This window comes from Pseudomonas sp. PIC25 (genome assembly GCF_002286785.1).
Lineage (GTDB): Bacteria > Pseudomonadota > Gammaproteobacteria > Pseudomonadales > Pseudomonadaceae > Pseudomonas_M.
Genome location: NZ_MUJY01000118.1, coordinates 14,772 through 33,756 on the forward strand (window position 1 = coordinate 14,772; position 18,985 = coordinate 33,756).

The 18,985-nt window shown below is 64.1% G+C and carries 20 protein-coding genes; 9 read left to right on the top strand and 11 right to left on the bottom strand.

Annotation, left to right across the window (positions count from 1 at the left end; genetic code table 11):
* Positions 1-45: 45 nt before the first annotated feature.
* The 3 genes from rpoZ to BZL41_RS14075 form a co-directional block, all read right to left on the bottom strand.
* Positions 46-309 carry a DNA-directed RNA polymerase subunit omega gene (gene rpoZ, locus BZL41_RS14065; protein WP_084333410.1) on the bottom strand — a complete coding sequence of 88 codons (264 nt, stop codon included), beginning with the start codon at positions 307-309 and terminating at the stop codon, positions 46-48.
* A 135-nt stretch (positions 310-444) separates the two neighbouring features.
* Positions 445-1,065 carry a guanylate kinase gene (gene gmk / locus BZL41_RS14070; RefSeq protein WP_095599874.1) on the bottom strand — a complete coding sequence of 207 codons (621 nt, stop codon included), beginning with the start codon at positions 1,063-1,065 and terminating at the stop codon, positions 445-447.
* Between the two features lie 123 nt (positions 1,066-1,188).
* Positions 1,189-2,052: a YicC/YloC family endoribonuclease gene (locus tag BZL41_RS14075; RefSeq protein ID WP_095599928.1), complete on the bottom strand. Its 864-nt coding sequence runs from the start codon at positions 2,050-2,052 to the stop codon at positions 1,189-1,191.
* 143 nt (positions 2,053-2,195) lie between these two features.
* Here BZL41_RS14075 and rph point away from each other — a divergent pair, with 143 nt between their 5' ends.
* Positions 2,196-2,918: a ribonuclease PH gene (rph, locus tag BZL41_RS14080; protein WP_084333404.1), complete on the top strand. Its 723-nt coding sequence runs from the start codon at positions 2,196-2,198 to the stop codon at positions 2,916-2,918.
* A gap of 14 nt (positions 2,919-2,932) precedes the next feature.
* Entirely contained in the window at positions 2,933-3,301 is a 369-nt protein-coding gene (locus BZL41_RS14085) for a DUF4870 domain-containing protein (RefSeq protein WP_095599875.1), read from the top strand.
* Between the two features lie 78 nt (positions 3,302-3,379).
* Here the strand turns inward: BZL41_RS14085 and BZL41_RS14090 are convergent, their stop codons facing one another.
* Entirely contained in the window at positions 3,380-4,159 is a 780-nt protein-coding gene (locus BZL41_RS14090; RefSeq protein WP_084333400.1) for an exodeoxyribonuclease III, read from the bottom strand.
* An 82-nt stretch (positions 4,160-4,241) separates the two neighbouring features.
* Between BZL41_RS14090 and pyrE the strand changes: the two genes are divergently transcribed.
* Together pyrE and BZL41_RS14100 are read left to right on the top strand one after the other, a co-directional pair.
* A complete protein-coding gene (gene pyrE / locus BZL41_RS14095) occupies positions 4,242-4,883 on the top strand; it encodes an orotate phosphoribosyltransferase (RefSeq protein ID WP_095599876.1) in 642 nt (213 codons plus the stop codon).
* 22 nt (positions 4,884-4,905) lie between these two features.
* A complete protein-coding gene (locus BZL41_RS14100) occupies positions 4,906-5,499 on the top strand; it encodes a DUF4124 domain-containing protein (RefSeq protein WP_095599877.1) in 594 nt (197 codons plus the stop codon).
* Between the two features lie 102 nt (positions 5,500-5,601).
* On the opposite strand, the gene argB is transcribed toward BZL41_RS14100, so the two are convergent.
* From argB to coaBC, 4 genes are all read right to left on the bottom strand, one after another.
* Positions 5,602-6,507, bottom strand: coding sequence for an acetylglutamate kinase (gene argB, locus BZL41_RS14105; RefSeq protein WP_084333394.1), 906 nt, complete (start codon positions 6,505-6,507; stop codon positions 5,602-5,604).
* A 31-nt stretch (positions 6,508-6,538) separates the two neighbouring features.
* The gene (gene algC, locus BZL41_RS28855; RefSeq protein ID WP_218224517.1) at positions 6,539-7,927 is read right to left on the bottom strand and encodes a phosphomannomutase/phosphoglucomutase; all 1,389 of its coding nucleotides are present in this window, start codon (positions 7,925-7,927) and stop codon (positions 6,539-6,541) included.
* A 1,257-nt stretch (positions 7,928-9,184) separates the two neighbouring features.
* Positions 9,185-9,640 carry a dUTP diphosphatase gene (gene dut / locus BZL41_RS14115; RefSeq protein WP_084333390.1) on the bottom strand — a complete coding sequence of 152 codons (456 nt, stop codon included), beginning with the start codon at positions 9,638-9,640 and terminating at the stop codon, positions 9,185-9,187.
* Between the two features lie 4 nt (positions 9,641-9,644).
* Positions 9,645-10,853: a bifunctional phosphopantothenoylcysteine decarboxylase/phosphopantothenate--cysteine ligase CoaBC gene (coaBC, locus tag BZL41_RS14120; RefSeq protein ID WP_095599879.1), complete on the bottom strand. Its 1,209-nt coding sequence runs from the start codon at positions 10,851-10,853 to the stop codon at positions 9,645-9,647.
* Positions 10,854-10,991: 138 nt separating this feature from the next.
* Here coaBC and radC point away from each other — a divergent pair, with 138 nt between their 5' ends.
* Positions 10,992-11,666 (top strand): DNA repair protein RadC, encoded by a 675-nt coding sequence (radC, locus tag BZL41_RS14125; protein WP_095599880.1) that lies wholly within the window; start codon positions 10,992-10,994, stop codon positions 11,664-11,666.
* A 28-nt stretch (positions 11,667-11,694) separates the two neighbouring features.
* Here radC and BZL41_RS14130 read toward each other — a convergent pair whose 3' ends face one another.
* A complete protein-coding gene (locus BZL41_RS14130; RefSeq protein WP_095599881.1) occupies positions 11,695-13,278 on the bottom strand; it encodes an ABC transporter substrate-binding protein in 1,584 nt (527 codons plus the stop codon).
* 378 nt (positions 13,279-13,656) lie between these two features.
* Here BZL41_RS14130 and rpmB point away from each other — a divergent pair, with 378 nt between their 5' ends.
* Both rpmB and rpmG read left to right on the top strand, forming a co-directional pair.
* Positions 13,657-13,893 (top strand): 50S ribosomal protein L28, encoded by a 237-nt coding sequence (gene rpmB / locus BZL41_RS14135; RefSeq protein WP_003242523.1) that lies wholly within the window; start codon positions 13,657-13,659, stop codon positions 13,891-13,893.
* Between the two features lie 10 nt (positions 13,894-13,903).
* Positions 13,904-14,059: a 50S ribosomal protein L33 gene (gene rpmG / locus BZL41_RS14140; RefSeq protein ID WP_003464575.1), complete on the top strand. Its 156-nt coding sequence runs from the start codon at positions 13,904-13,906 to the stop codon at positions 14,057-14,059.
* A 125-nt stretch (positions 14,060-14,184) separates the two neighbouring features.
* Here the strand turns inward: rpmG and BZL41_RS14145 are convergent, their stop codons facing one another.
* Positions 14,185-14,550, bottom strand: a complete 366-nt coding sequence (locus tag BZL41_RS14145; RefSeq protein ID WP_095599882.1) for a cupin domain-containing protein — start codon at positions 14,548-14,550, stop codon at positions 14,185-14,187.
* Positions 14,551-14,559: 9 nt separating this feature from the next.
* On the bottom strand, positions 14,560-15,873 hold the full coding sequence (locus tag BZL41_RS14150) for an aspartate aminotransferase family protein (RefSeq protein ID WP_095599883.1): 1,314 nt from the start codon (positions 15,871-15,873) through the stop codon (positions 14,560-14,562).
* 241 nt (positions 15,874-16,114) lie between these two features.
* Here BZL41_RS14150 and BZL41_RS14155 point away from each other — a divergent pair, with 241 nt between their 5' ends.
* Together BZL41_RS14155 and BZL41_RS14160 are read left to right on the top strand one after the other, a co-directional pair.
* Positions 16,115-17,608, top strand: coding sequence for an aldehyde dehydrogenase (locus BZL41_RS14155; protein ID WP_095599884.1), 1,494 nt, complete (start codon positions 16,115-16,117; stop codon positions 17,606-17,608).
* 207 nt (positions 17,609-17,815) lie between these two features.
* Positions 17,816-18,964 carry an MFS transporter gene (locus tag BZL41_RS14160; protein ID WP_095599885.1) on the top strand — a complete coding sequence of 383 codons (1,149 nt, stop codon included), beginning with the start codon at positions 17,816-17,818 and terminating at the stop codon, positions 18,962-18,964.
* Positions 18,965-18,985 lie beyond the last annotated feature (21 nt).

Consider the following 18,985-nt stretch of genomic DNA (forward strand, 5'->3'; position numbering starts at 1 on the left):
CGGACCGGTTGCCCCTGCGCCGCGTGACTTCGACCGGGCATGGCGTTACAGGGCCTCGTTGGCCTCGTCCTCGAAGGCAGCGAAGATCGGCTCTTCTTCGACGATGTCGTCCTGGGCGATCACGTCGTAGTCGACCAGGCCGGCGGCGATTTCACGCAGGGCGACGACGGTCGGCTTGTCGTTTTCCCAGGCGACCTTGGGTTCCTTGCCACCGGTGGCGAGTTGACGGGAACGCTTGGTGGCGAGCATGACCAGCTCGAAGCGGTTATCGACGTTTTCCAGGCAGTCTTCAACGGTGACGCGGGCCATGGTGTTCCTCAACTGATAGCGAAAAGTGCCGAGCCCGAATGGGCGAGCGGACTGGATAGTCTAAAAAATCACCACCATTAAGGGAAGCCCCGGCTCGCGCGGCAAACGGCGGCCGGGTATCGCCTCGCGGTGGCTTCACGCCAGAAGCTGGCTCAGCAGATCGGCGTGGCGCTGTTGTTGCGAGCCTTGCAGCAATTGATTGGCGCGGAAGATGGCCTTGAGGTCATCCAGCGCGGTGGCGAAATCGTCGTTGATCACCAGGTAATCGTACTCGACGTAGTGGCTCATCTCGTTGACCGCTTCACGCATGCGTCGTTCGATCACCTCGTCGCTGTCCTGGCCCCGGTTGGTCAGACGCTGGCGCAGGGCCTGCTGGGTCGGCGGCAGGATGAAGATGGAGCGCGCCTGGGGCATTAGCCGGCGGACCTGCTGGGCGCCTTGCCAGTCGATTTCGAGAATCAGGTCGTAGCCTTCGGCCAGGGTCTCTTCCAGCCAGCGCTGGGAGGTGCCGTAGAGATTGCCGAAGACTTCGGCATGTTCGAGAAACTCATTGCGATCGAGCATCTCGATGAAGGACTCACGGCTGACGAAGTGGTAGTTCACCCCGTCCACTTCGCCCGGACGCATGCCCCGGGTGGTGTGCGATACCGATACGCGGACCTGGGGCAGGGCATCGATCAGGGCCTTGACCAGGCTGGTCTTGCCGGCGCCGGACGGTGCGGAAACGATGTAGAGGGTGCCGGTGGTGGCGGGCATGGAATCTTCCTGCAAAGACTGTGGGCGGGACTGTCCGTTCGTGGTCCGGGCAGCCCCCGGTATTCGGTTGTCACGCTGCGTTGGCGCAATGGCCGTCACGCTCTGACAGCATGACGCGCCGTTTCATTCGATGTTTTGCACCTGTTCGCGCATCTGCTCGATCAATACCTTGAGGTTCACCGCCGCCTGGGTGCTGCGCGGGTCGAATGCCTTGGAGCCCAGGGTGTTGGCTTCGCGGTTGAGTTCCTGCATCAGGAAGTCCAGGCGCCGACCGGCGGCACCGCCAGCCTTGAGCACGCGGCGCACTTCGTTGACGTGAGTGCTCAGGCGATCCAGCTCTTCGGCGACGTCGCTCTTCTGGGCCAGCAGGACCAGTTCCTGCTCCAGACGCTGCGGGTCCGGCTCGATCTGCAGCTCGACGAAGCGATCGAGAATCTTCTGCCGCTGGGCGGCGAGCATCTGTGGAACCAGGGTACGCAGGGCGGTCACTTCGTCGAAGATGCTGTCCAGGCGCTCTTCCAGCAGCCGGGCCAGCTCGGCGCCTTCGCGGGCACGGCCGGTCTTGAGCTGGGCCAGGGCCTCGGCGAATACGCTCAGGGCTTCGGCATTGAGTGCCTGCGGATCGGCCGCGTCGGCCACCAGCACGCCCGGCCAGGCCAGAACTTCCAGCGGATTGAGCGGGGCCGGCTGGCTGATCAGGGCAGAGACACTTTCGGCAGCGGCGATCAGTTGGGTGGCGCGCTCGCGGTTCACCTGCAGCGGTTTGCCCGCGGTTTCCTCGGCGAAGCGCAGGGTGCATTCCACCTTGCCGCGCGACAGACCCTGGCGTAACGCCTCGCGCACCGCGCCTTCGAGGTCGCGGAAGGCTTCGGGCAGGCGCAGCAACGGCTCCAGGTAACGGTGATTGACCGAGCGCAGCTCCCAGCTCAGGGTGCCGTGGGCGCCGGCCCGCTCGGCCCGGGCGAAGGCGGTCATGCTGTGCACCATGGGGTTACCTCGGAATTCCAGTTCGAAAGGGGCAGGATTGTAGCGCAGTGCGTCGGCCTGCCCAATCTGCGATGTCCGCATGGCGGCACAGGGCTCTATAATGCCGGGCAGGTAATCCATCCGAACGAAACAGGTATTTCCCGATGAAGCGTCCCAGTGGCCGCACCGCCGATCAGCTGCGCTCGATCCGCATCAGCCGAAACTACACCAAGCATGCCGAAGGCTCCGTGCTGGTGGAGTTCGGCGATACCAAAGTGATCTGCACGGCCAGCGTCGAATCCGGCGTGCCGCGTTTTCTCAAGGGGCAGGGGCAAGGTTGGCTGACGGCCGAATACGGCATGTTGCCGCGGGCCACCGGCGAACGGACCCAGCGTGAAGCCAGCCGTGGCAAGCAGGGTGGCCGGACCCTGGAGATCCAGCGTCTGATCGGCCGCTCGCTGCGCGCCGCGTTGGATATGTCGAAGCTCGGCGAGAACACCATCTACATCGACTGCGATGTGATCCAGGCCGACGGCGGCACCCGCACCGCATCCATCACTGGCGCCATGGTGGCGTTGGCCGATGCACTGAAAGTCCTGAAGAAGCGCGGCACCCTGAAAGGCGGCGAGCCGCTGAAACAGATGGTCGCCGCGGTGTCCGTGGGTATCTACCAGGGCGAGCCGATCCTCGATCTGGATTATCTGGAAGATTCCGCTGCCGAGACCGATTTGAACGTGGTGATGACCGACGCGGGCGGTTTCATCGAGGTGCAGGGTACCGCCGAAGGCGCGCCGTTCCAGCCGGAAGAGCTGAACGCCATGCTGGCCCTGGCGCAACAAGGCGTGCGTGAGTTGTTCGAATTGCAACGCGCGGCACTGGCCGACTGAGCGAGGAGCGCAGAATGAACGACGAGCAGGTTCCCGCCCCCATGCCGAGCCAGCAGGCTCGCCAGTGGGCCATGTTCTGCCATTTCGCAGCCTTTCTCGGCCTGGTCTTCCCGTTCGGCAATCTGCTCGGTCCGCTGATCGTCTGGCAGATCAAGAAGGACTTCGACCCGTTCGTGGATGCACAGGGCAAGGAGGCGCTGAACTTCCAGATCACTGTCGCCATCGCCGTGGTGGCGTGCTTCCTGCTGATGCTGGTGGTGATCGGCTTCCCGCTGCTGGCGCTGGTGAGCATCGGGGCGCTGGTGCTTACCATCATCGGTGGGATCAAGGTCAATGAAGGCCAGGCCTATCGTTACCCCTTCTGCCTGCGTCTGGTGAAATGACGCAGCCCGTCCCGGGCGCAGGCCCGGGCGGGTGTAATGATCATCGGTTATCGCTGGCCGCCATCGAGGCGGCCGGGGTCAGACGCTCAGCATCCAGTCGTAGTCGACGATCAGCGGGGCGTGCTGCGAGAAGCGCGGCTGCCGCGGCAAGCGGGCGCTGCGCACGAAGCGGCGAAGGCCGGGCGTGAGCAATTGATAGTCGAAGCGCCAGCCGAGATTGAGCATCTCGGCCTGTTCGCTGTCCGGCCACCAGCTGTACAGGTCGCCCTCGCGGGTGACTTCGCGCAGCGCGTCCACATACCCCATGTTGCCAACCACTTCGTCCATCCAGGCACGCTCGGGCGCCAGGAAGCCGGGCAGTTGCTGGCAGTCGCGCCAGTTCTTCACATCCAGCTTCTGGTGGGCAACGTAGAGCGAGCCGCAATAGATGTACTCGCGGCGCTTGCGGCGCTGCTTGTCCAGATAATGGGTGAAGTCGTCCATGAACTTGAACTTGTGGTTCAGGTTCTCGTCACCGCCCTGCCCGGAGGGCAGGAGCAGGGTGGCAATACTCACCTTGTCGAAATCGGCCTGCAGGTAGCGTCCGTAGCGGTCGGCCATTTCAAAGCCGAGGCCGCTGATCACCGCCTTGGGTTGCAACCGCGAATAGAGCGCCACGCCGCCTTGGGCGGGCACTTCGGCATCGCAGGCATAAAGGAAATAGCCATCCAGTTGGAAGGCTGGGTCGTCCAGTTCAAAGGCGGAGGCGCGGGTATCCTGCACGCAGATGACGTCGGCATTCTGAGCTTGCAGCCAGCTGAGGAGTCCTCGCTCGGCGGCAGCTTGAATACCATTCACGTTCACACTGATGATCCGCATAAATGGCCCCCAAAAACACCTGCGTGTATGATACCCGAGCTCATCCCAATAAGCTAAATCCGTGCCGTCCGGGGCTTTTTTCATGCAGGCGTATCAACGCGATTTCATTCGTTTTGCCATCGAGCGCGGCGTATTGCGCTTCGGCGAGTTCACTCTCAAGTCCGGGCGGACCAGCCCTTACTTCTTCAATGCCGGCCTGTTCAACAGCGGGCTCGCCCTGGCCCAGCTGGGGCGCTTCTATGCGGCTGCGGTAGTAGACAGCGGCATCGCGTTCGACGTGCTGTTCGGGCCGGCATACAAAGGCATCCCCCTGGCGGCGGCGACTGCCGTGGCCCTGGCCGAGCGACATCAGCTCGATGTGCCTTGGTGCTTCAATCGCAAGGAAGCCAAGGATCACGGCGAGGGTGGCACTTTGGTCGGCGCACCTTTGAAAGGTCGCGTATTAATTGTCGACGATGTGATCACTGCAGGTACGGCGATCCGCGAAGTGATGCAGATTATCCAGGCGCAAGGCGCCCAGGCCGCCGGTGTGCTGATCGCTCTCAATCGACAGGAGCGCGGACAGGGGGAGCTGTCGGCAATCCAGGAAGTGGAGCGGGATTACGGCATGCCGGTGGTCAGCATCGTCTCTCTGGAGCAGGTGCTGGAATACCTGGCCGGCGACACCGAGCTCAAGCGGTATCTGCCGGCGGTGGAGGCCTATCGCGCGCAATACGGAATTTGACGCCAACCGACCGAGAGTCCTTATGACCAAGGGTGCGATCCGCTTTACCGCGCTGTTGACGCTGTTGCTGCCCTGCTGGGCGAGTGCCGCCGAGCTATATCGTTATGTCAATGACAAAGGGGTGACCGTGCTGGACCGGCAGGGTGTGCCGCCTCAATACATCGGCAAGGGTTATGAAGTGCTCAACGAGCAGGGCCGTGTGGTCCGGGTCGTGCCGCCTGCGCCGACGCCCGAAGAAGTACGGCGCATGCTGAAAGCCAAGGAACAGGCCAAGTCGGATGCCCAGTTGCTGAGGCTCTATACCAGCGTGGATGATGTCGACCGCGCCAGGAACCGCAGGTTGGCGGAGCTGGATGGTCTGATCGGCGTAACCCGGGGCAACCTCCAGTCGCTGCGCACCCAGCAGGACAACCTGCAGCGTCAGGCTGCCGATCACGAGCGGGCTGGCCGCCAGGTTCCGGAAGAGCTGGTCAAACAGATCGAGAATGTGAAGAGCGACCAGCGGCGTCTGCAGAAGGACGTTGCTCGCTACCAGGCCTTGCGTGAGCAGGCCGAGACCAGCTTCGCCGCGGAGCGTGTCCGCGTCGGTGAATTGCTGGGGGGAGGCACTCGGTAAAGCTGGTCGATTGCGGAGTGGCGGGGTCAGCCCGGTCTTTCTTGAATAATCGAAAATCGAACGCCATGAGCCGGATGAGTCCGGCTCATGGTGCATTCGTATTCAGTGGCGCTTGCGGTTGGTGATCAGGGTGCCGACGCCGCTGTCCGTGAAGATTTCCAGCAACACGGCATTCGGTACGCGACCGTCGATGATGTGCGCGCTGGTCACGCCGCCTTGTACCGCCTCGAGGGCGCAGCGAATCTTCGGCAGCATGCCGCCATAGATGGTGCCGTCGGCGATGAGCTCGTTGACCTGTTCGGTCGACAGCCCGGTCAGCACTTCGCCCTGCTTGTTCATCAGGCCGGCGATATTGGTCAGCAGCATCAGCTTCTCGGCCTTGAGCGCCTCGGCCACCTTGCCGGCCACCAGGTCGGCATTGATGTTGTAGGACTCGCCGTTGGCGCCGACGCCGATTGGGGCGATCACCGGAATGAAGTCGCCCTTGACCAGCATGTTCAGCAGCTCGGTGTTGACCCCGACCACCTCGCCGACATGGCCGATGTCGATGATTTCCGGCTGGGTCATTTCCGGCGTCTGACGGGTCACGGTGAGCTTCTTCGCGCGAATCAGCTCCGCATCCTTACCGGTCAGGCCGATGGCGCTGCCGCCATGGCGATTGATCAGGTTAACGATGTCCTTGTTCACCTGGCCGCCGAGCACCATTTCCACGACATCCATGGTCTGCGCGTCAGTGACGCGCATACCGTCGATGAAATGGCTTTCGATGGACAACCGCTTGAGCAGGTCGCCGATCTGCGGGCCGCCGCCGTGTACCACCACCGGATTGATGCCGACCGCCTTCATCAGCACCACATCGCGGGCGAAGCCGGTTTTCAGCTCGTCGCTCTCCATGGCGTTGCCGCCGTACTTGATCACCAGCGTCTTGCCGACGAAGCGACGGATATAGGGCAACGCCTCGGACAGTACCTTGGCGACTTGGGTGGCGGCGTCACGGCTGAGGGTCATGCAGGGCTCCAGTGGAACAGGCGCCGTCCGGTCAGAACGGCAGATTGAGGTCAGGGGCTACATTGTAGAGCTGACTGCGGAAGACGTCCTGGATGCGCTTGAGTTCGTCGTCGCTATCGGCCTCGAAGCGCAGGACCAGCACCGGCGTGGTGTTGGAGGCGCGTACCAGGCCCCAGCCCTTGGGGTAATCGACGCGCACGCCGTCCAGGGTGGTGAGGTTGGCCTCGCCCCACTGGGCATCGCGCTGCAGGGCGTCGATGATGGTGAACTTGCTTTCTTCGGTCACCTTGACGTTGATTTCCGGCGTGGACACGTCGCTGGGGAACGCGGCGAACACTTGCTCCACGTCGCGCTTGTCCTGGCTGAGAATCTCCAGCAGGCGGGCGGCGCTGTAGATGCCGTCGTCGAAGCCGAACCAGCGCTCCTTGAAGAAGATGTGGCCGCTCATCTCACCCGCGAGCAAGGCGCCGCTTTCCTTCATCTTCTTTTTGATCAGCGAGTGGCCGGTCTTCCACATCACCGGGCGGCCGCCATAGCCACTGATCAGGCCGGTCAGGCGGCGGGTGCACTTGACGTCGAAGATGATGTCGGCGCCGGGGTTGCGCGATACGACGTCCTTGGCGAACAGCATCAGCAGGCGGTCGGGATAGATGATGGTGCCGGCATTGGTCACCACGCCGACGCGGTCGCCGTCGCCGTCGAAGGCCAGGCCGAGATCGGCGCCGGTTTCCTTGACTTTGGCGATCAGGTCTTCGAGGTTCTCCGGTTTGCCCGGGTCCGGGTGGTGGTTGGGGAAGTTGCCGTCCACGTCGCAGAACAGCGGGATGACTTCGCAGCCCAGGGCTTCGATCAGTTTCGGCGCGATCACGCCGGCGACGCCGTTGCCGCAATCCACCACTACCTTGAGCTTGCGGGCCATGGCGATGTCGTCGCGAATCTGCTTGAAGTAGCGGTCGAGCACGTCGACCTGCTCGATGCTGCCCACGCCGCTGGCCAGGTCGTTGTTCTCGATGCGCTGGCGCAGAACCTGAATCTGCTCGTTGGCCAGGGTATCGCCGGCCACCACGATCTTGAAGCCGTTGTAATCCGGCGGATTGTGGCTGCCGGTGAGCATCACGCCGGACTTGCCGGCCAGGATATTGGCTGCATAGTACAGAACGGGGGTCGGCACCATGCCGATGTCGCTGACCTTGCAGCCGCAATCGAGCAGGCCCTGGATCAGTTGTTGCACCAGCTCGGGGCCAGACAGGCGGCCATCGCGGCCAACGGAGACGTTCGGCTCGCCCTTGGCCAGGCTCTCGGAGCCGATGGCGCGGCCGATCCAGTAGGCGGTTTCCGGGGTCAGGCTGTCGCCGACCACGCCGCGGATGTCGTATGCACGGAAAATGCTGGCGGGCAGCTTGGGCGCTTGGGTGCTCATGGCGGAATCTCGCTCCAGAGTGTCGAGGCCAAGGAGGTCCTGGTCCTCGTCGAGAATATCGATGTCGAGAATGTCAGTGTCCTGGAATAGCGGATCGACCAACTCGGCGGGTTTGCTTGGCTTGGCGGGTCGCGGAGGCTCGACGGGTTTGCTGGACGCCGTCTTCTGACTGGTGCCGTTGGCCATTGCCGGCTCGCTCCTGCGCTTGGACAGGCGGGCCAGGCTCTGAGCCAGGGCGCCAAGTGCCGCTACGCTCAAGCTGGGAGTTTTGATGGTCTTGCCGCTGGAGAGTTCCTGAATCATCTGCCCAAGAAGGAGAACGTCGTCACGCAACCGCTTTTGCTGCCCGCTGAGGACCAGCTGCAGGCCCAGCAAGGCGCCGGCCAGGGCGATCAACGCCGCGATGATCAGGATGACCGGCGAGACGCCCGCCTGGCTCAGGGCCGGGCCGGGGACCAGGCTCATCTTCCAGTTCGGGTTGCCGCTGCTAAAGATGAACGGGTTGCCTTGCCCGGCTTGTCCGCGTTGCAGCAGGACCTGCTCCGGGGCGTTGCCGAATTTCTGGGTGAGCTGCAGTTGGCCGATATCCGCCGGCATGGGCGGCAAGGCGCGTAGTAAGCGCTCCAGGTCGAACACCAGCAGGAGGGAGCCCTGGGTTGGCATGTTGTCGTTCAGGCGCAGAGGTGCGGCACTGTAGAGCAGCCAGCGCTGGCCGACCTTGTAGGCTTCCGGCGCGGGATTCTGCCCGCTCTCGACACGTTGCAGCAGCTCCAGCGCCGCGAAGTTCATCGGGGCGGGGCGGGTAGTGTTCTGCGTAGCCTGGCCGCGTTGATTGATATAGGCATCGACGACGCTGTCCCAGTACGCCAGGCTGCGTTCGGCCGCCTGGATTCTGGAACTGTCCTGGCTCTGCAGCGCTTGCAGTAGCGCCGGGTTGCGCGCGGCGGCGCGGGTGTCCGCACCGATCTGGTCGAGGGTCTGTTGCAGAGCGGCGGCCTGGCTGCCGCCCCAGGCCTGGGCGAGCTGGGCCTGCTGTTGCTGGCGGACGCTACCGAGCGTGCCGAACCAGAGCAGGGCCGACGCGGCGAGCAGCCCTATGGCCGCGGCAGCCAGGCCGGGCAGCAGGGGGCGCAGGCCCGCGCCGGTCCGGGTGGATTTGTCCGATTCGCTGGGCACGGCGATCGCCCCGCTGTCCTTGGCGCTGCGCTTGAAGAGTTTCACGGTGTCTCCCCGGCGTTCATCGTCCTGAGGTGGGTGTCATTGCTTGCCCGAATGGCCGAAACCGCCGGCGCCGCGCAGGCTTTCGTCGAATTCGTCGACCAGCTCGAAATGCGCCTGCACCACCGGTACCAGCACAAGCTGGGCGATGCGTTCGCCAATGGCGATGGTGAAGGCGTCGTTGCCACGGTTCCAGCAGGACACCATGAGTTCGCCCTGGTAGTCCGAGTCGATCAGGCCAACGAGGTTGCCGAGGACGATGCCGTGCTTATGACCGAGGCCGGAGCGCGGCAGGATCAGCGCGGCCAGTCCGGGGTCGGCGATATGGATGGACAGCCCGGTTGGGATGAGCACGGTCTGTCCCGGCTCCAGGGTCAGGTCCTGCTTGAGCATGGCGCGTAGGTCGAGGCCGGCGGAGCCGGGCGTGGCGTACTGTGGCAGCGGGAATTCGCTGCCCAGGCGGGAATCCAGAATCTTGGCTTGCAGAGCGTGCATGGGGTCAGTTCTTGTTCAGGCGGTCGGCGATAAAGGTAATCAGCTGCCGGGCGATCTTGCCTTTGCTGGTCTGGGCGAAACGGGTTTCCAGCAGCTCGCGGTCGATCACGCTCACGGCGTTCTCCTCGCTGTTGAAGCCGATGGAGGGGTTGGCGACGTCGTTGGCGACGATCAGATCGAGGTTCTTGTCCTTCAGCTTGCGGGCGGCGTATTCGAGAAGGTTCTCGGTTTCCGCGGCGAAGCCGACGCTGAACGGGCGATCGGGCCGTCTGGCCAGCGTGGCGAGAATGTCCGGGTTGCGCACCAGCTGCAACAACAAGCCATCACCGCTGGTGGGGTCTTTCTTCAATTTGTGCTGTGCCACTACTTCCGGACGGTAGTCGGCCACGGCGGCGGCGGCGATCAGCAGGTCGCAGGGCATGGCGGCTTCGCAGGCGGCCAGCATGTCGCGGGCGCTGACCACATCGATGCGGTCGACACGATCCGGTGTCGGTAGATGCACCGGCCCGGTGATCAGGGTGACCTTGGCACCGGCTTCGGCGGCGGCTTCGGCCAGGGCGAAGCCCATCTTTCCGGAGCTATGGTTGGTGATATAGCGCACAGGATCGATATTTTCCTGGGTCGGCCCCGCGGTAATCAGCACGTGGCGCCCGCTCAGCGCTTTACGCTCGAAACAGTCGGCGGCAAGCTGCGCCAGGTCGTCCGCTTCGAGCATGCGGCCCAGGCCGACGTCCCCGCAGGCCTGGCTGCCCGAGGCTGGCCCGAAAAGACGGAAACCGCGCTCGGCGAGCAGTTGTGCGTTGGCCTGGGTGGCCGGGTCGCGCCACATCGCCTGGTTCATGGCAGGTGCGAGGGCGACCAGGGCATCGGTGGCCAGCACCAGGGTGGTCAGCAGGTCGTCGGCGACGCCCTGGGCCAGGCGGGCCATGAGGTCGGCGGTAGCCGGTGCGATCAGCACCAGGTCGGCCCAGCGGGCCAGCTCGATATGACCCATGGCGGCTTCGGCGGCCGGGTCGAGGAGGTCCAGGTGGACGGGGTGTCCGGACAGGGCCTGGAGCGTCAGCGGTGTGATGAATTCCCGGCCCCCTTGGGTCATCACCACGCGGACTTCCGCGCCCTGGTCACGGAGTCGGCGGACCAGTTCTGCGCTCTTGTAGGCGGCAATGCCGCCGCCGACGCCCAGGACGATGCGTTTCCGATACAGCCGCTGCATAGGCCTGCCTTAATCGAGGTGGATGTGACGCGGCGGCGATGACGCCTCCCCAGGCCGATCGCCGCGCAAAAGAGGGGGCTAAGATAGCACAGCGTCCGTTGCGGAGCAGCGGAGCGGTTTTTCCACAAGGAGGGTGTCATGAGCATTCGCGATTGGCCCGCGGCGGAACGCCCGCGGGAGAAACTGTTGAACCAGGGCGCGGCGGCCCTCACAGACGCCGAACTTCTCGCCATTTTCCTGCGCACTGGTGTCTCCGGGCAGAGCGCCGTGGATCTGGCGCGTCATCTGCTCAACGACTTCGGCGGTCTGCGGCAATTGATGGAGGCGGACCTGAAGGGCTTCAGCCGCCACCTCGGCCTGGGGCCGGCCAAGTTCGCCCAACTACAGGCTGTTCTGGAAATGGCGCGGCGGCACCTGGCGGAGCGCATCCGCCGCGATTCGGCACTGGAAAGTCCGCAGGCGGTGCGCGATTACCTCAAGGCGCGTCTGCGTCATGAGCATCATGAAGTGTTTGCGTGCCTGTTCCTCGATGCCAAGCACCGGGTGCTGGCGTTCGAGGTGCTGTTCCATGGCACCATCGATGGCGCCTCGGTGTACCCGCGCCAAGTGGTCAAGCGTGCCCTGGCGCACAATGCGGCAGCGCTGATCCTCACGCACAATCACCCTTCAGGCGTCGCCGAGCCCAGCCAGGCCGACCGTCACCTGACGCAGCGCCTGAAAGAGGCGTTGGCCTTGATCGATGTGCGGGTACTGGACCATTTCATCGTCGGCGACGGCGAGCCATTGTCTCTGGCCGAGCACGGCTGGCTCTAGGGCGAGGCCGGGCTGATGCCCGGCAGCTTCAGCGGCCCAGGCTGACTCTGGAGAAATCCTGCCGGCCGAACGGGTTGACCTTGTAACCACTCACCCCGGCCCGCAGCAGCACGCTGGCGGTGGGGTGTGCCAATGGCAACCAGAGCGCCTGCTCCTGAATGATCCGCTGGGCCTGTTCGTAGCGTTGGGAGCGATCGGTCTGGTTGCTGAGGCGCTTGCCTTCGGTGATCAGATTGTCCAGCGCCTTGTCGCAATAGCGGGCGAAGTTGAGTCCGGACTCCACCGAGGCGCAGGAAAACTGCGGCGTGAGAAAGTTGTCCGGGTCGCCGTTATCGCCGGCCCAGCCCATGAACAGCAGATCGTGCTCGCCGGCCTTGGCCCGGCGGATAAGCTCGCCCCATTCGATCACGCGGATCTCCGCCTGGATGCCGATCTTGGCCAGGTCTGCCTGCAGCAGTTGCGCGCCCAGGCTGGGGTTGGGGTTGAGCAGGCTGCCCGAAGGACGCGTCCAGAGGGTGGTCTTGAAGCCATCCTTGAGGCCGGCTTCGGCCAGCAGGGCACGCGCCTTGGCCTGGTCCTGCGGATAACCGGGCAGCGAGCGGGCATAGCTCCAGGTGTTCGGCGGGTAGGGGCCATTTGCTGGTACGGCGCTGCCTTCGAAGACCGCCTTGAGGTAGTTGGCCTTGTCGAAGGCAAGGTTGATTGCCTGGCGTACCGCTGGTTTGTCCAGCGGCGGATGCTGAGTATTGATGGCGACGAACGCTGTCATGAAGGCCGGTGTCTCGATGACCTGCAAGGCGGCATCGCCGCGGGCGCTGGCGACATCCTGCGGCTTGGGTGATAGCGCGACCTGGCATTCGCCGCGGCGCAGCTTCTGCAGGCGCACGTTGGCGTCGGGCGTGATGGCGTAGATCAGGTCGTCCACCTGGGGCTTGCCGCCGAAGTAGGCGTCGTTGGCCTGGTAGCGGACCACGGCATCCTTCTGGAAGCGGCGGAATACGAACGGTCCGCTGCCGATCGGCTGGGCGTTGAGTTTTTCCGGCGTTCCGACGGCCATCAATCGGGCAGCGTATTCGGCGGAATAAATAGAAGCGAAACCCATGCTCAACGTAGCGAGGAAGGTGGCATCCGGGTGGCGTAGGGTGATGCGTACGTGATGCGGATCGGGGGCTTCGATCTTGTCGATCAAGGTGGGCCACTGCATCGACTGGGCGTGGGGATAACCGGTCTTGGCGACTTTGTGCCAGGGATGCTGTGGATCGAGCATGCGCTGGAAGCTGAACAGCACGTCTTCGGCATTCAGCTCGCGGCTGGGGCTGAAGGCATCGGTCGTGTGGAACTTCACGTCCTGGCGCAACTGGAAATCGTAAACCAGGCCGTCGGCGGAAACCGACCACTCCTGCGCGAGGCTCGGTACCAGCTCGCCGCGCCCGGCATCGAATTCCACCAGGCGATTCATCAGTACGTCGGCGGAGGCGTTGGTCGTGGTCAGCGAGTTGTACTGGACCACGTCGAAGCCTTCGGGACTGGCTTCGGTGCACACCGTCAGGCTGGCGGCATGGCTATATAAGGAAAGGGGAGCAAGCAGCAGGGCGAGGGCGGCAAGTCGCATGACGGACTCCTGGCGTGACGATGGGATGCCCATCCGAGGACTGGGCGAGTCATGCAAGACCGTTGGCGGCCTTGAGTGGGTTACCCTAGTCCACTGCGTGGCGTTGGACAACGACAAGAAGGCGACGAGTGGTCGTTCTGCCAACAAGCGCGCAGGCGCTGCGGGCGCGGGGGCACGGGCTGTGGGTAACTCGCTCCGACCCTTGCTGCTCAAGGGGCTTTCTGATATAAAGCAGCGCTCTTTTCTAGGGGCCCGGTTCCAGCGTCGATGGATGTGGCCGGTAAGACCCCGAAGAAACGCGGCGCAGAGCGCCAAATGACTGAGAGTTCAAGCGGCCAACCCATGCCGGGTTGGGCATGTGGTTTAGAGGGCTGAGGCATGTCGAGAGTCTGTCAAGTGACCGGTAAGGGTCCGGTTACCGGGAACAACATTTCCCACGCGAACAACAAAACCCGTCGTCGTTTCCTGCCGAACCTGCAGCATCATCGCTTCTGGGTCGAGTCCGAGAAGCGCTTCGTGCGTCTGCGCGTTTCCGCCAAGGGCATGCGCGTGATCGACAAGCGCGGCATCGATGTAGTGCTGGCCGAGCTGCGTGCTCGCGGCGAAAAGGTTTAAGGAGCTAATCATGCGTGAACTGATCCGTTTGGTGTCCAGCGCCGGTACCGGCCACTTCTACACCACCGACAAGAACAAGCGCACCACGCCCGACAAGATCGAGATCAAGAAATTCGATCCGGTCGTGCGCAAGCACGTGATGTACAAGGAAGCCAAGATCAAGTAATTGATCCTGTTTCCGCGAAGAAGCCCGCCCCATGGCGGGCTTTTTCATGGGCGCAGGAAAGGCTCGCGCATAAAAAAGCCCGCGGGACGCGGGCCAAGAGGGTGACACACAGGGAGAAAAAACGATCAGTCCGGCTTCTGCTCGAAGATCACATAGACCTTGCGGCAGGGTTCCAGCACCTCCCAGGTACCGCTGAAGCCGGCCGGGATGACGAAGCGATCGCCGGCGCGTACGGTTTTGGCGGCACCCGTGGCGTCGCGTATCACCGAAACGCCCTGGAGGATTTCACAGTACTCATGCTCGGTGTAGGCGACTGTCCAGCGGCCGACCGCCCCTTCCCAGATTCCGACGTTGAACTGGTCGCAAGGGCTGGCGTAATGGTTGCGCACGCTTTGCTCGGGATCGCCGGCGAGGATTTTTTCCGTGGCGGGGCGGTAGTGCTCGGCGGCCGTGGTGGCCTGGGCGAGGTCGATCAGGGTGTCGATGCTCATGAGCGTTTCTCAGGCAGCCTTGCGAATGGCGTCGGCAAGTGTTTCGACCATGCTGTCGATCTGCACCTTCTCGACGATCAAAGGTGGCGACATGGCCAGGGTATCGCCGGTTACGCGCACCATCAGGTCATTCCAGAAGCAGTCTTCGAAGACCCGGTAGCCGCGCTTGCCGATGACCTCGCCGCTGGGCGCGAGTTGCACGCCGCCGACCAGCCCGACGGCGCGGATGTCGATGACGTTGGGCAGGCCCTTGAGGCTGTGCAGGGCATCGCTCCAGTACGATTCCAAGTCGATCGCCTGGCGGAACAGACCGTCGCGTTGATAAATGTCCAGGGTTGCCAGGGCGGCGGCGCACGCCACCGGATGGCCGCTGTAGGTGTAGCCATGGAAGAACTCGATACCGTCCGGCCCTTGCATGAAGGCATCGTGGATGCGCTCGTCGACGAACACCGCCCCCATGGGAATGGCGCCATTGGTCAGGCCCTTGGCGCAGGTGAGAATGTCCGGCGTGACGCCCCAGCGTTGCGCGGCGAAAGCCTCGCCGACCCGACCGAAACCGGTGATCACTTCATCGAAGATCAGCAGGATGCCGTGCTTGGCGGTGATCTCCCGCAGTCGCTGCAGGTAGCCCTTCGGCGGCAGGATGACCCCGGCCGACCCGGCCATTGGCTCGACGATGACGGCTGCGATGTTCTCGGCGCCATGCAGGGTGACCAGCCGCTCCAGCTCGTCGGCCTTCTCCGCGCCGAATTCCGGTAGGCCCCGGCTGAAGGCATTGCGCGGGATATCCAGGGTATGCGGCAGGTGATCCACGCCGGGGAGTTGCAGCGGGAAGGCCCGGCGGTTGTTGACCATGCCGCCGACCGACAACCCGCCGAAGCCGACACCGTGATAACCCAGCTCGCGACCGATCAGGCGGGTACGGGTGCCCTGGCCGATGGCGCGCTGGTAGGCGAGGGCGATCTTCAGCGCGGTATCCGCGGATTCCGAACCGGAGTTGGTGAAGAACAGTTTGTTCAGGCCTTTCGGCGCGATCTCGGCGAGCCGTTCGGCCAGCTCGAAGGGGAGCGGGTGACCCATCTGGAACGTGGGGGCGAAATCCAGCCGGGCGACTTGCCGGCTGACCGCTTCGCTGATTTCCCGGCGACCATGACCGGCGTTACAGCACCAGAGACCGGCGGTACCGTCCAGGATTTGCCGGCCATCGCTGGCGGTGAAGTACATGCCTTCGGCACTCTCCAGCAGGCGCGGTCTGGCCTTGAATTGGCGATTGGCCGTGAAGGGCATCCAGAAATCGTCGAGATTGTGGTTTTTTCTGTTCATCGCCGGCACGTCTGTTGTTCTGATTGTTATCGCCCAAAGGCCAACAGGGCGGATGGATGGAGTCTATGTTTGATAAAACGAACAAGGCAAGGGCTTTCTGTTTGGCTTTGTCAAAAATATTGAAATGCCTTGCACGCTGGTTTAGGGTTGCTCACAGTCTGGGGTAGCCCCTGGCCTTGCAGAATTTTTGACAGCGTAGCCCGACGTCGGCTGCGCGTTTCGACAATAAGAGGATGCTCGAATGACTACCCTGACCCGCGCCGACTGGGAACAGCGTGCCCAGAGCCTGTCGATCGAAGGCCGCGCCTTCATTCATGGCGAATACACGGGCGCCGCTTCCGGCGAGACGTTCGATTGCATCAGCCCGGTCGACGGCCGTTTGCTCGGTCGTGTGGCGAGCTGCGATGCGGCCGATGCCGACCGTGCGGTGAGCGATGCACGGGCCGTCTTCGAGTCCGGCGTGTGGTCGCGCCTGGCACCGGTCAAGCGCAAGGAGAGGATGATCCGCTTCGCCGACCTGCTGGATGCCCATGCCGAGGAGCTGGCCCTGCTGGAAACCCTGGACATGGGCAAGCCGATCGGCGATTCGCTGAATATCGACGTGCCCGCCGCATCCCGTGCCATTCGCTGGAGCGGCGAGGCGATCGACAAGATCTACGACGAAGTGGCCGCTACCCCGCACAACGAGCTGGGCCTGGTGACCCGTGAGCCGGTGGGCGTGGTCGCTGCCATCGTGCCGTGGAACTTCCCCCTGCTGATGGCCTGCTGGAAACTCGGCCCGGCATTGGCCACCGGTAACTCGGTGGTGCTCAAGCCGTCCGAGAAGTCGCCGCTGACCGCCATCCGCATCGCCCAGCTGGCCATCGAGGCCGGCATCCCCGCCGGTGTGCTCAACGTGCTGCCGGGTTATGGCCATACCGTGGGCAAGGCACTGGCGCTGCACATGGATGTCGATACCCTGGTCTTCACCGGTTCGACCCGGATCGCCAAGCAACTGATGATCTACGCCGGCGAATCGAACATGAAGCGGGTCTGGCTCGAGGCGGGCGGCAAGAGCCCGAACATCGTCTTCGCCGATGCGCCCGATCTCCAGGCGGCCGCCGAAGCTGCGGCAGGTGCCATTGCCTTCAACCAGGGCGAGGTCTGCACCGCCGGTTCGCGCCTGCTGGTGGAGCGTTCGATCAAGGATCGTTTCGTGCCCATGGTGGTCGAGGCCCTGAAGGCCTGGAAGCCGGGCAATCCGTTGGACCCGGCCACCAACGTCGGCGCGCTGGTGGATACCCAGCAGTTGAACACCGTGCTCGGCTACATCGAAGCCGGCCATGCCGAAGGCGCCAAGCTGATGACGGGTGGCAAGCGCGCTCTCGAGGAAACCGGTGGCGTCTATGTCGAGCCGACCCTGTTCGACGGCGTGAGCAACGCGATGAAGATCGCCCGCGAGGAAATCTTCGGCCCGGTGTTGTCGGTGATCGCCTTCGACTCCGTCGAAGAGGCCGTGCAGATCGCCAACGATACGCCCTATGGCCTGGCCGCGGCCGTCTGGACCAGCAACCTGTCCAGGGCTCACCTCGCCGCCAAGGCGTTGCGCGCCGGCAGCGTATGGGTGAATCAGTACGACGGCGGCGACATGACCGCGCCGTTCGGTGGCTTCAAGCAGTCGGGCAATGGCCGCGATAAGTCGCTGCACGCGTTCGACAAGTACACCGAACTGAAAGCCACCTGGATCAAGCTGTAAGCGAAGGCGCGGCGGAACCCGCAAGGCTCCCCGCGCTCTATCGGTCAGGGCCGCCCGTATCGGGGGCGAGCACCTGATCGGCAAGGTCGGCCCTTCGGGCCGGCTCACACGAGCCATACCCGCGGCCGGGTTTCCTTTGGGGAACCCGGCCGCGTGCATTTCGCGCCGAGCGATTCGGACGGCTCCGGAGGGAGTGGGAGAAGAGCGATGCGTTGGGCAACCTATTTCGCGGTCTGTGCGTCGGTGATCAGTGTCGGCCTGGCGCTGGGCGTGACCCTGCCGCTGGTGTCGTTGCGCCTGGAAGGCTGGGGCTACGGGCAATTCGCGATTGGTGTGATGGCGGCCATGCCGGCGGTGGGCGTGCTGTTCGGCGCCAGCCTGGCCGGGCGCCTCGCCGCCTGGATCGGTACGCCGCGGCTGATGCGCCTGTGTCTTCTGGCGGGGGCGCTGTCCGTGCTCCTGCTGGCGCTGCTGCCGAGCTACCCCCTGTGGTTGCTGCTGCGTCTGTTGATCGGTGTGGTGCTGACCGTGGTGTTTATCCTCGGCGAAAGCTGGATCAACCAGCTCGCCGTCGAACAGTGGCGCGGTCGTCTGGTGGCGCTGTACGGCACCGGTTATGCCCTCAGCCAGTTGTCCGGCCCGCTGTTGCTAGGCCTGCTCGGCACCGCCGACGACATCGGCTTCTGGACCGGCGCCTGCCTGCTGGTGGGTGGGTCCCTGTTGCTGCTCGGGCGTGATGGCGCGCCCAATGTGGAAGCCCACGGCAATGCCTGGCGCGACCTGGTCCGGTTCTCCCGGCGGATGCCTGCGGTGGCCTGGGCCGTGGTGTTGTTCGCGGCGTTCGAGGCGATGATCCTCACCCTCCTGCCGATCTACGGGCTGCGCCAGGGGTTCAGCCAGGAAACCGCCTTGCTGATGGCCAGCGTCGTGGTGGTTGGCGATGCCGTGTTGCAGTTGCCGGTCGGCTGGCTGGCCGACCGGGTGCCGCGCCAGTCATTGTTCCGTACCTGCGGTGTGGCGTTGCTGGTGTCGAGCCTGGGCATGCCGGTGTTGCTGCAGACGCCGCTGATCTGGCCGTTGCTGGTGCTGTTCGGCGCGAGCGCGGGCGGTCTGTTCACCCTGTCGTTGATCCTCATCGGCGAACGCTTCCGTGACGATGCCCTGGTGCGCGCCAACGCCCATGTCGCCCAGCTCTGGGGAATTGGCTGCCTGCTCGGCCCGTTGACCACCGGCGCCGCCAGCCAGTGGTTGAGCGGCCATGCCTTGCCGTTGGTGATGGCTCTGGGGGCGGCGGGCTTCGTGTTCCTGGCTTGGCAGCGCGCGGCGATCGGCGGGCCGGCGGAGGCGATGGACTGACTGGTCCCTGGCTGGCGGCTT

Excerpts from the sequence above, each read along its gene's own strand:
- rph (WP_084333404.1), top strand. The coding sequence starts at position 2,196 with ATGAAGCGTCCCAGTGGCCGCACCGCCGATCAGCTGCGCTCGATCCGC.
- BZL41_RS14150 (WP_095599883.1), bottom strand. The coding sequence starts at position 15,873 with ATGAACAGAAAAAACCACAATCTCGACGATTTCTGGATGCCCTTCACG.
- rpmG (WP_003464575.1), top strand. The coding sequence starts at position 13,904 with ATGCGTGAACTGATCCGTTTGGTGTCCAGCGCCGGTACCGGCCACTTC.
- BZL41_RS14130 (WP_095599881.1), bottom strand. The coding sequence starts at position 13,278 with ATGCGACTTGCCGCCCTCGCCCTGCTGCTTGCTCCCCTTTCCTTATAT.
- BZL41_RS14155 (WP_095599884.1), top strand. The coding sequence starts at position 16,115 with ATGACTACCCTGACCCGCGCCGACTGGGAACAGCGTGCCCAGAGCCTG.
- pyrE (WP_095599876.1), top strand. The coding sequence starts at position 4,242 with ATGCAGGCGTATCAACGCGATTTCATTCGTTTTGCCATCGAGCGCGGC.
- coaBC (WP_095599879.1), bottom strand. The coding sequence starts at position 10,853 with ATGCAGCGGCTGTATCGGAAACGCATCGTCCTGGGCGTCGGCGGCGGC.
- BZL41_RS14100 (WP_095599877.1), top strand. The coding sequence starts at position 4,906 with ATGACCAAGGGTGCGATCCGCTTTACCGCGCTGTTGACGCTGTTGCTG.
- BZL41_RS14085 (WP_095599875.1), top strand. The coding sequence starts at position 2,933 with ATGAACGACGAGCAGGTTCCCGCCCCCATGCCGAGCCAGCAGGCTCGC.
- BZL41_RS14090 (WP_084333400.1), bottom strand. The coding sequence starts at position 4,159 with ATGCGGATCATCAGTGTGAACGTGAATGGTATTCAAGCTGCCGCCGAG.
- rpmB (WP_003242523.1), top strand. The coding sequence starts at position 13,657 with ATGTCGAGAGTCTGTCAAGTGACCGGTAAGGGTCCGGTTACCGGGAAC.
- dut (WP_084333390.1), bottom strand. The coding sequence starts at position 9,640 with ATGCACGCTCTGCAAGCCAAGATTCTGGATTCCCGCCTGGGCAGCGAA.
- argB (WP_084333394.1), bottom strand. The coding sequence starts at position 6,507 with ATGACCCTCAGCCGTGACGCCGCCACCCAAGTCGCCAAGGTACTGTCC.
- radC (WP_095599880.1), top strand. The coding sequence starts at position 10,992 with ATGAGCATTCGCGATTGGCCCGCGGCGGAACGCCCGCGGGAGAAACTG.
- BZL41_RS14145 (WP_095599882.1), bottom strand. The coding sequence starts at position 14,550 with ATGAGCATCGACACCCTGATCGACCTCGCCCAGGCCACCACGGCCGCC.
- algC (WP_218224517.1), bottom strand. The coding sequence starts at position 7,927 with ATGAGCACCCAAGCGCCCAAGCTGCCCGCCAGCATTTTCCGTGCATAC.
- rpoZ (WP_084333410.1), bottom strand. The coding sequence starts at position 309 with ATGGCCCGCGTCACCGTTGAAGACTGCCTGGAAAACGTCGATAACCGC.
- BZL41_RS14160 (WP_095599885.1), top strand. The coding sequence starts at position 17,816 with ATGCGTTGGGCAACCTATTTCGCGGTCTGTGCGTCGGTGATCAGTGTC.
- gmk (WP_095599874.1), bottom strand. The coding sequence starts at position 1,065 with ATGCCCGCCACCACCGGCACCCTCTACATCGTTTCCGCACCGTCCGGC.
- BZL41_RS14075 (WP_095599928.1), bottom strand. The coding sequence starts at position 2,052 with ATGGTGCACAGCATGACCGCCTTCGCCCGGGCCGAGCGGGCCGGCGCC.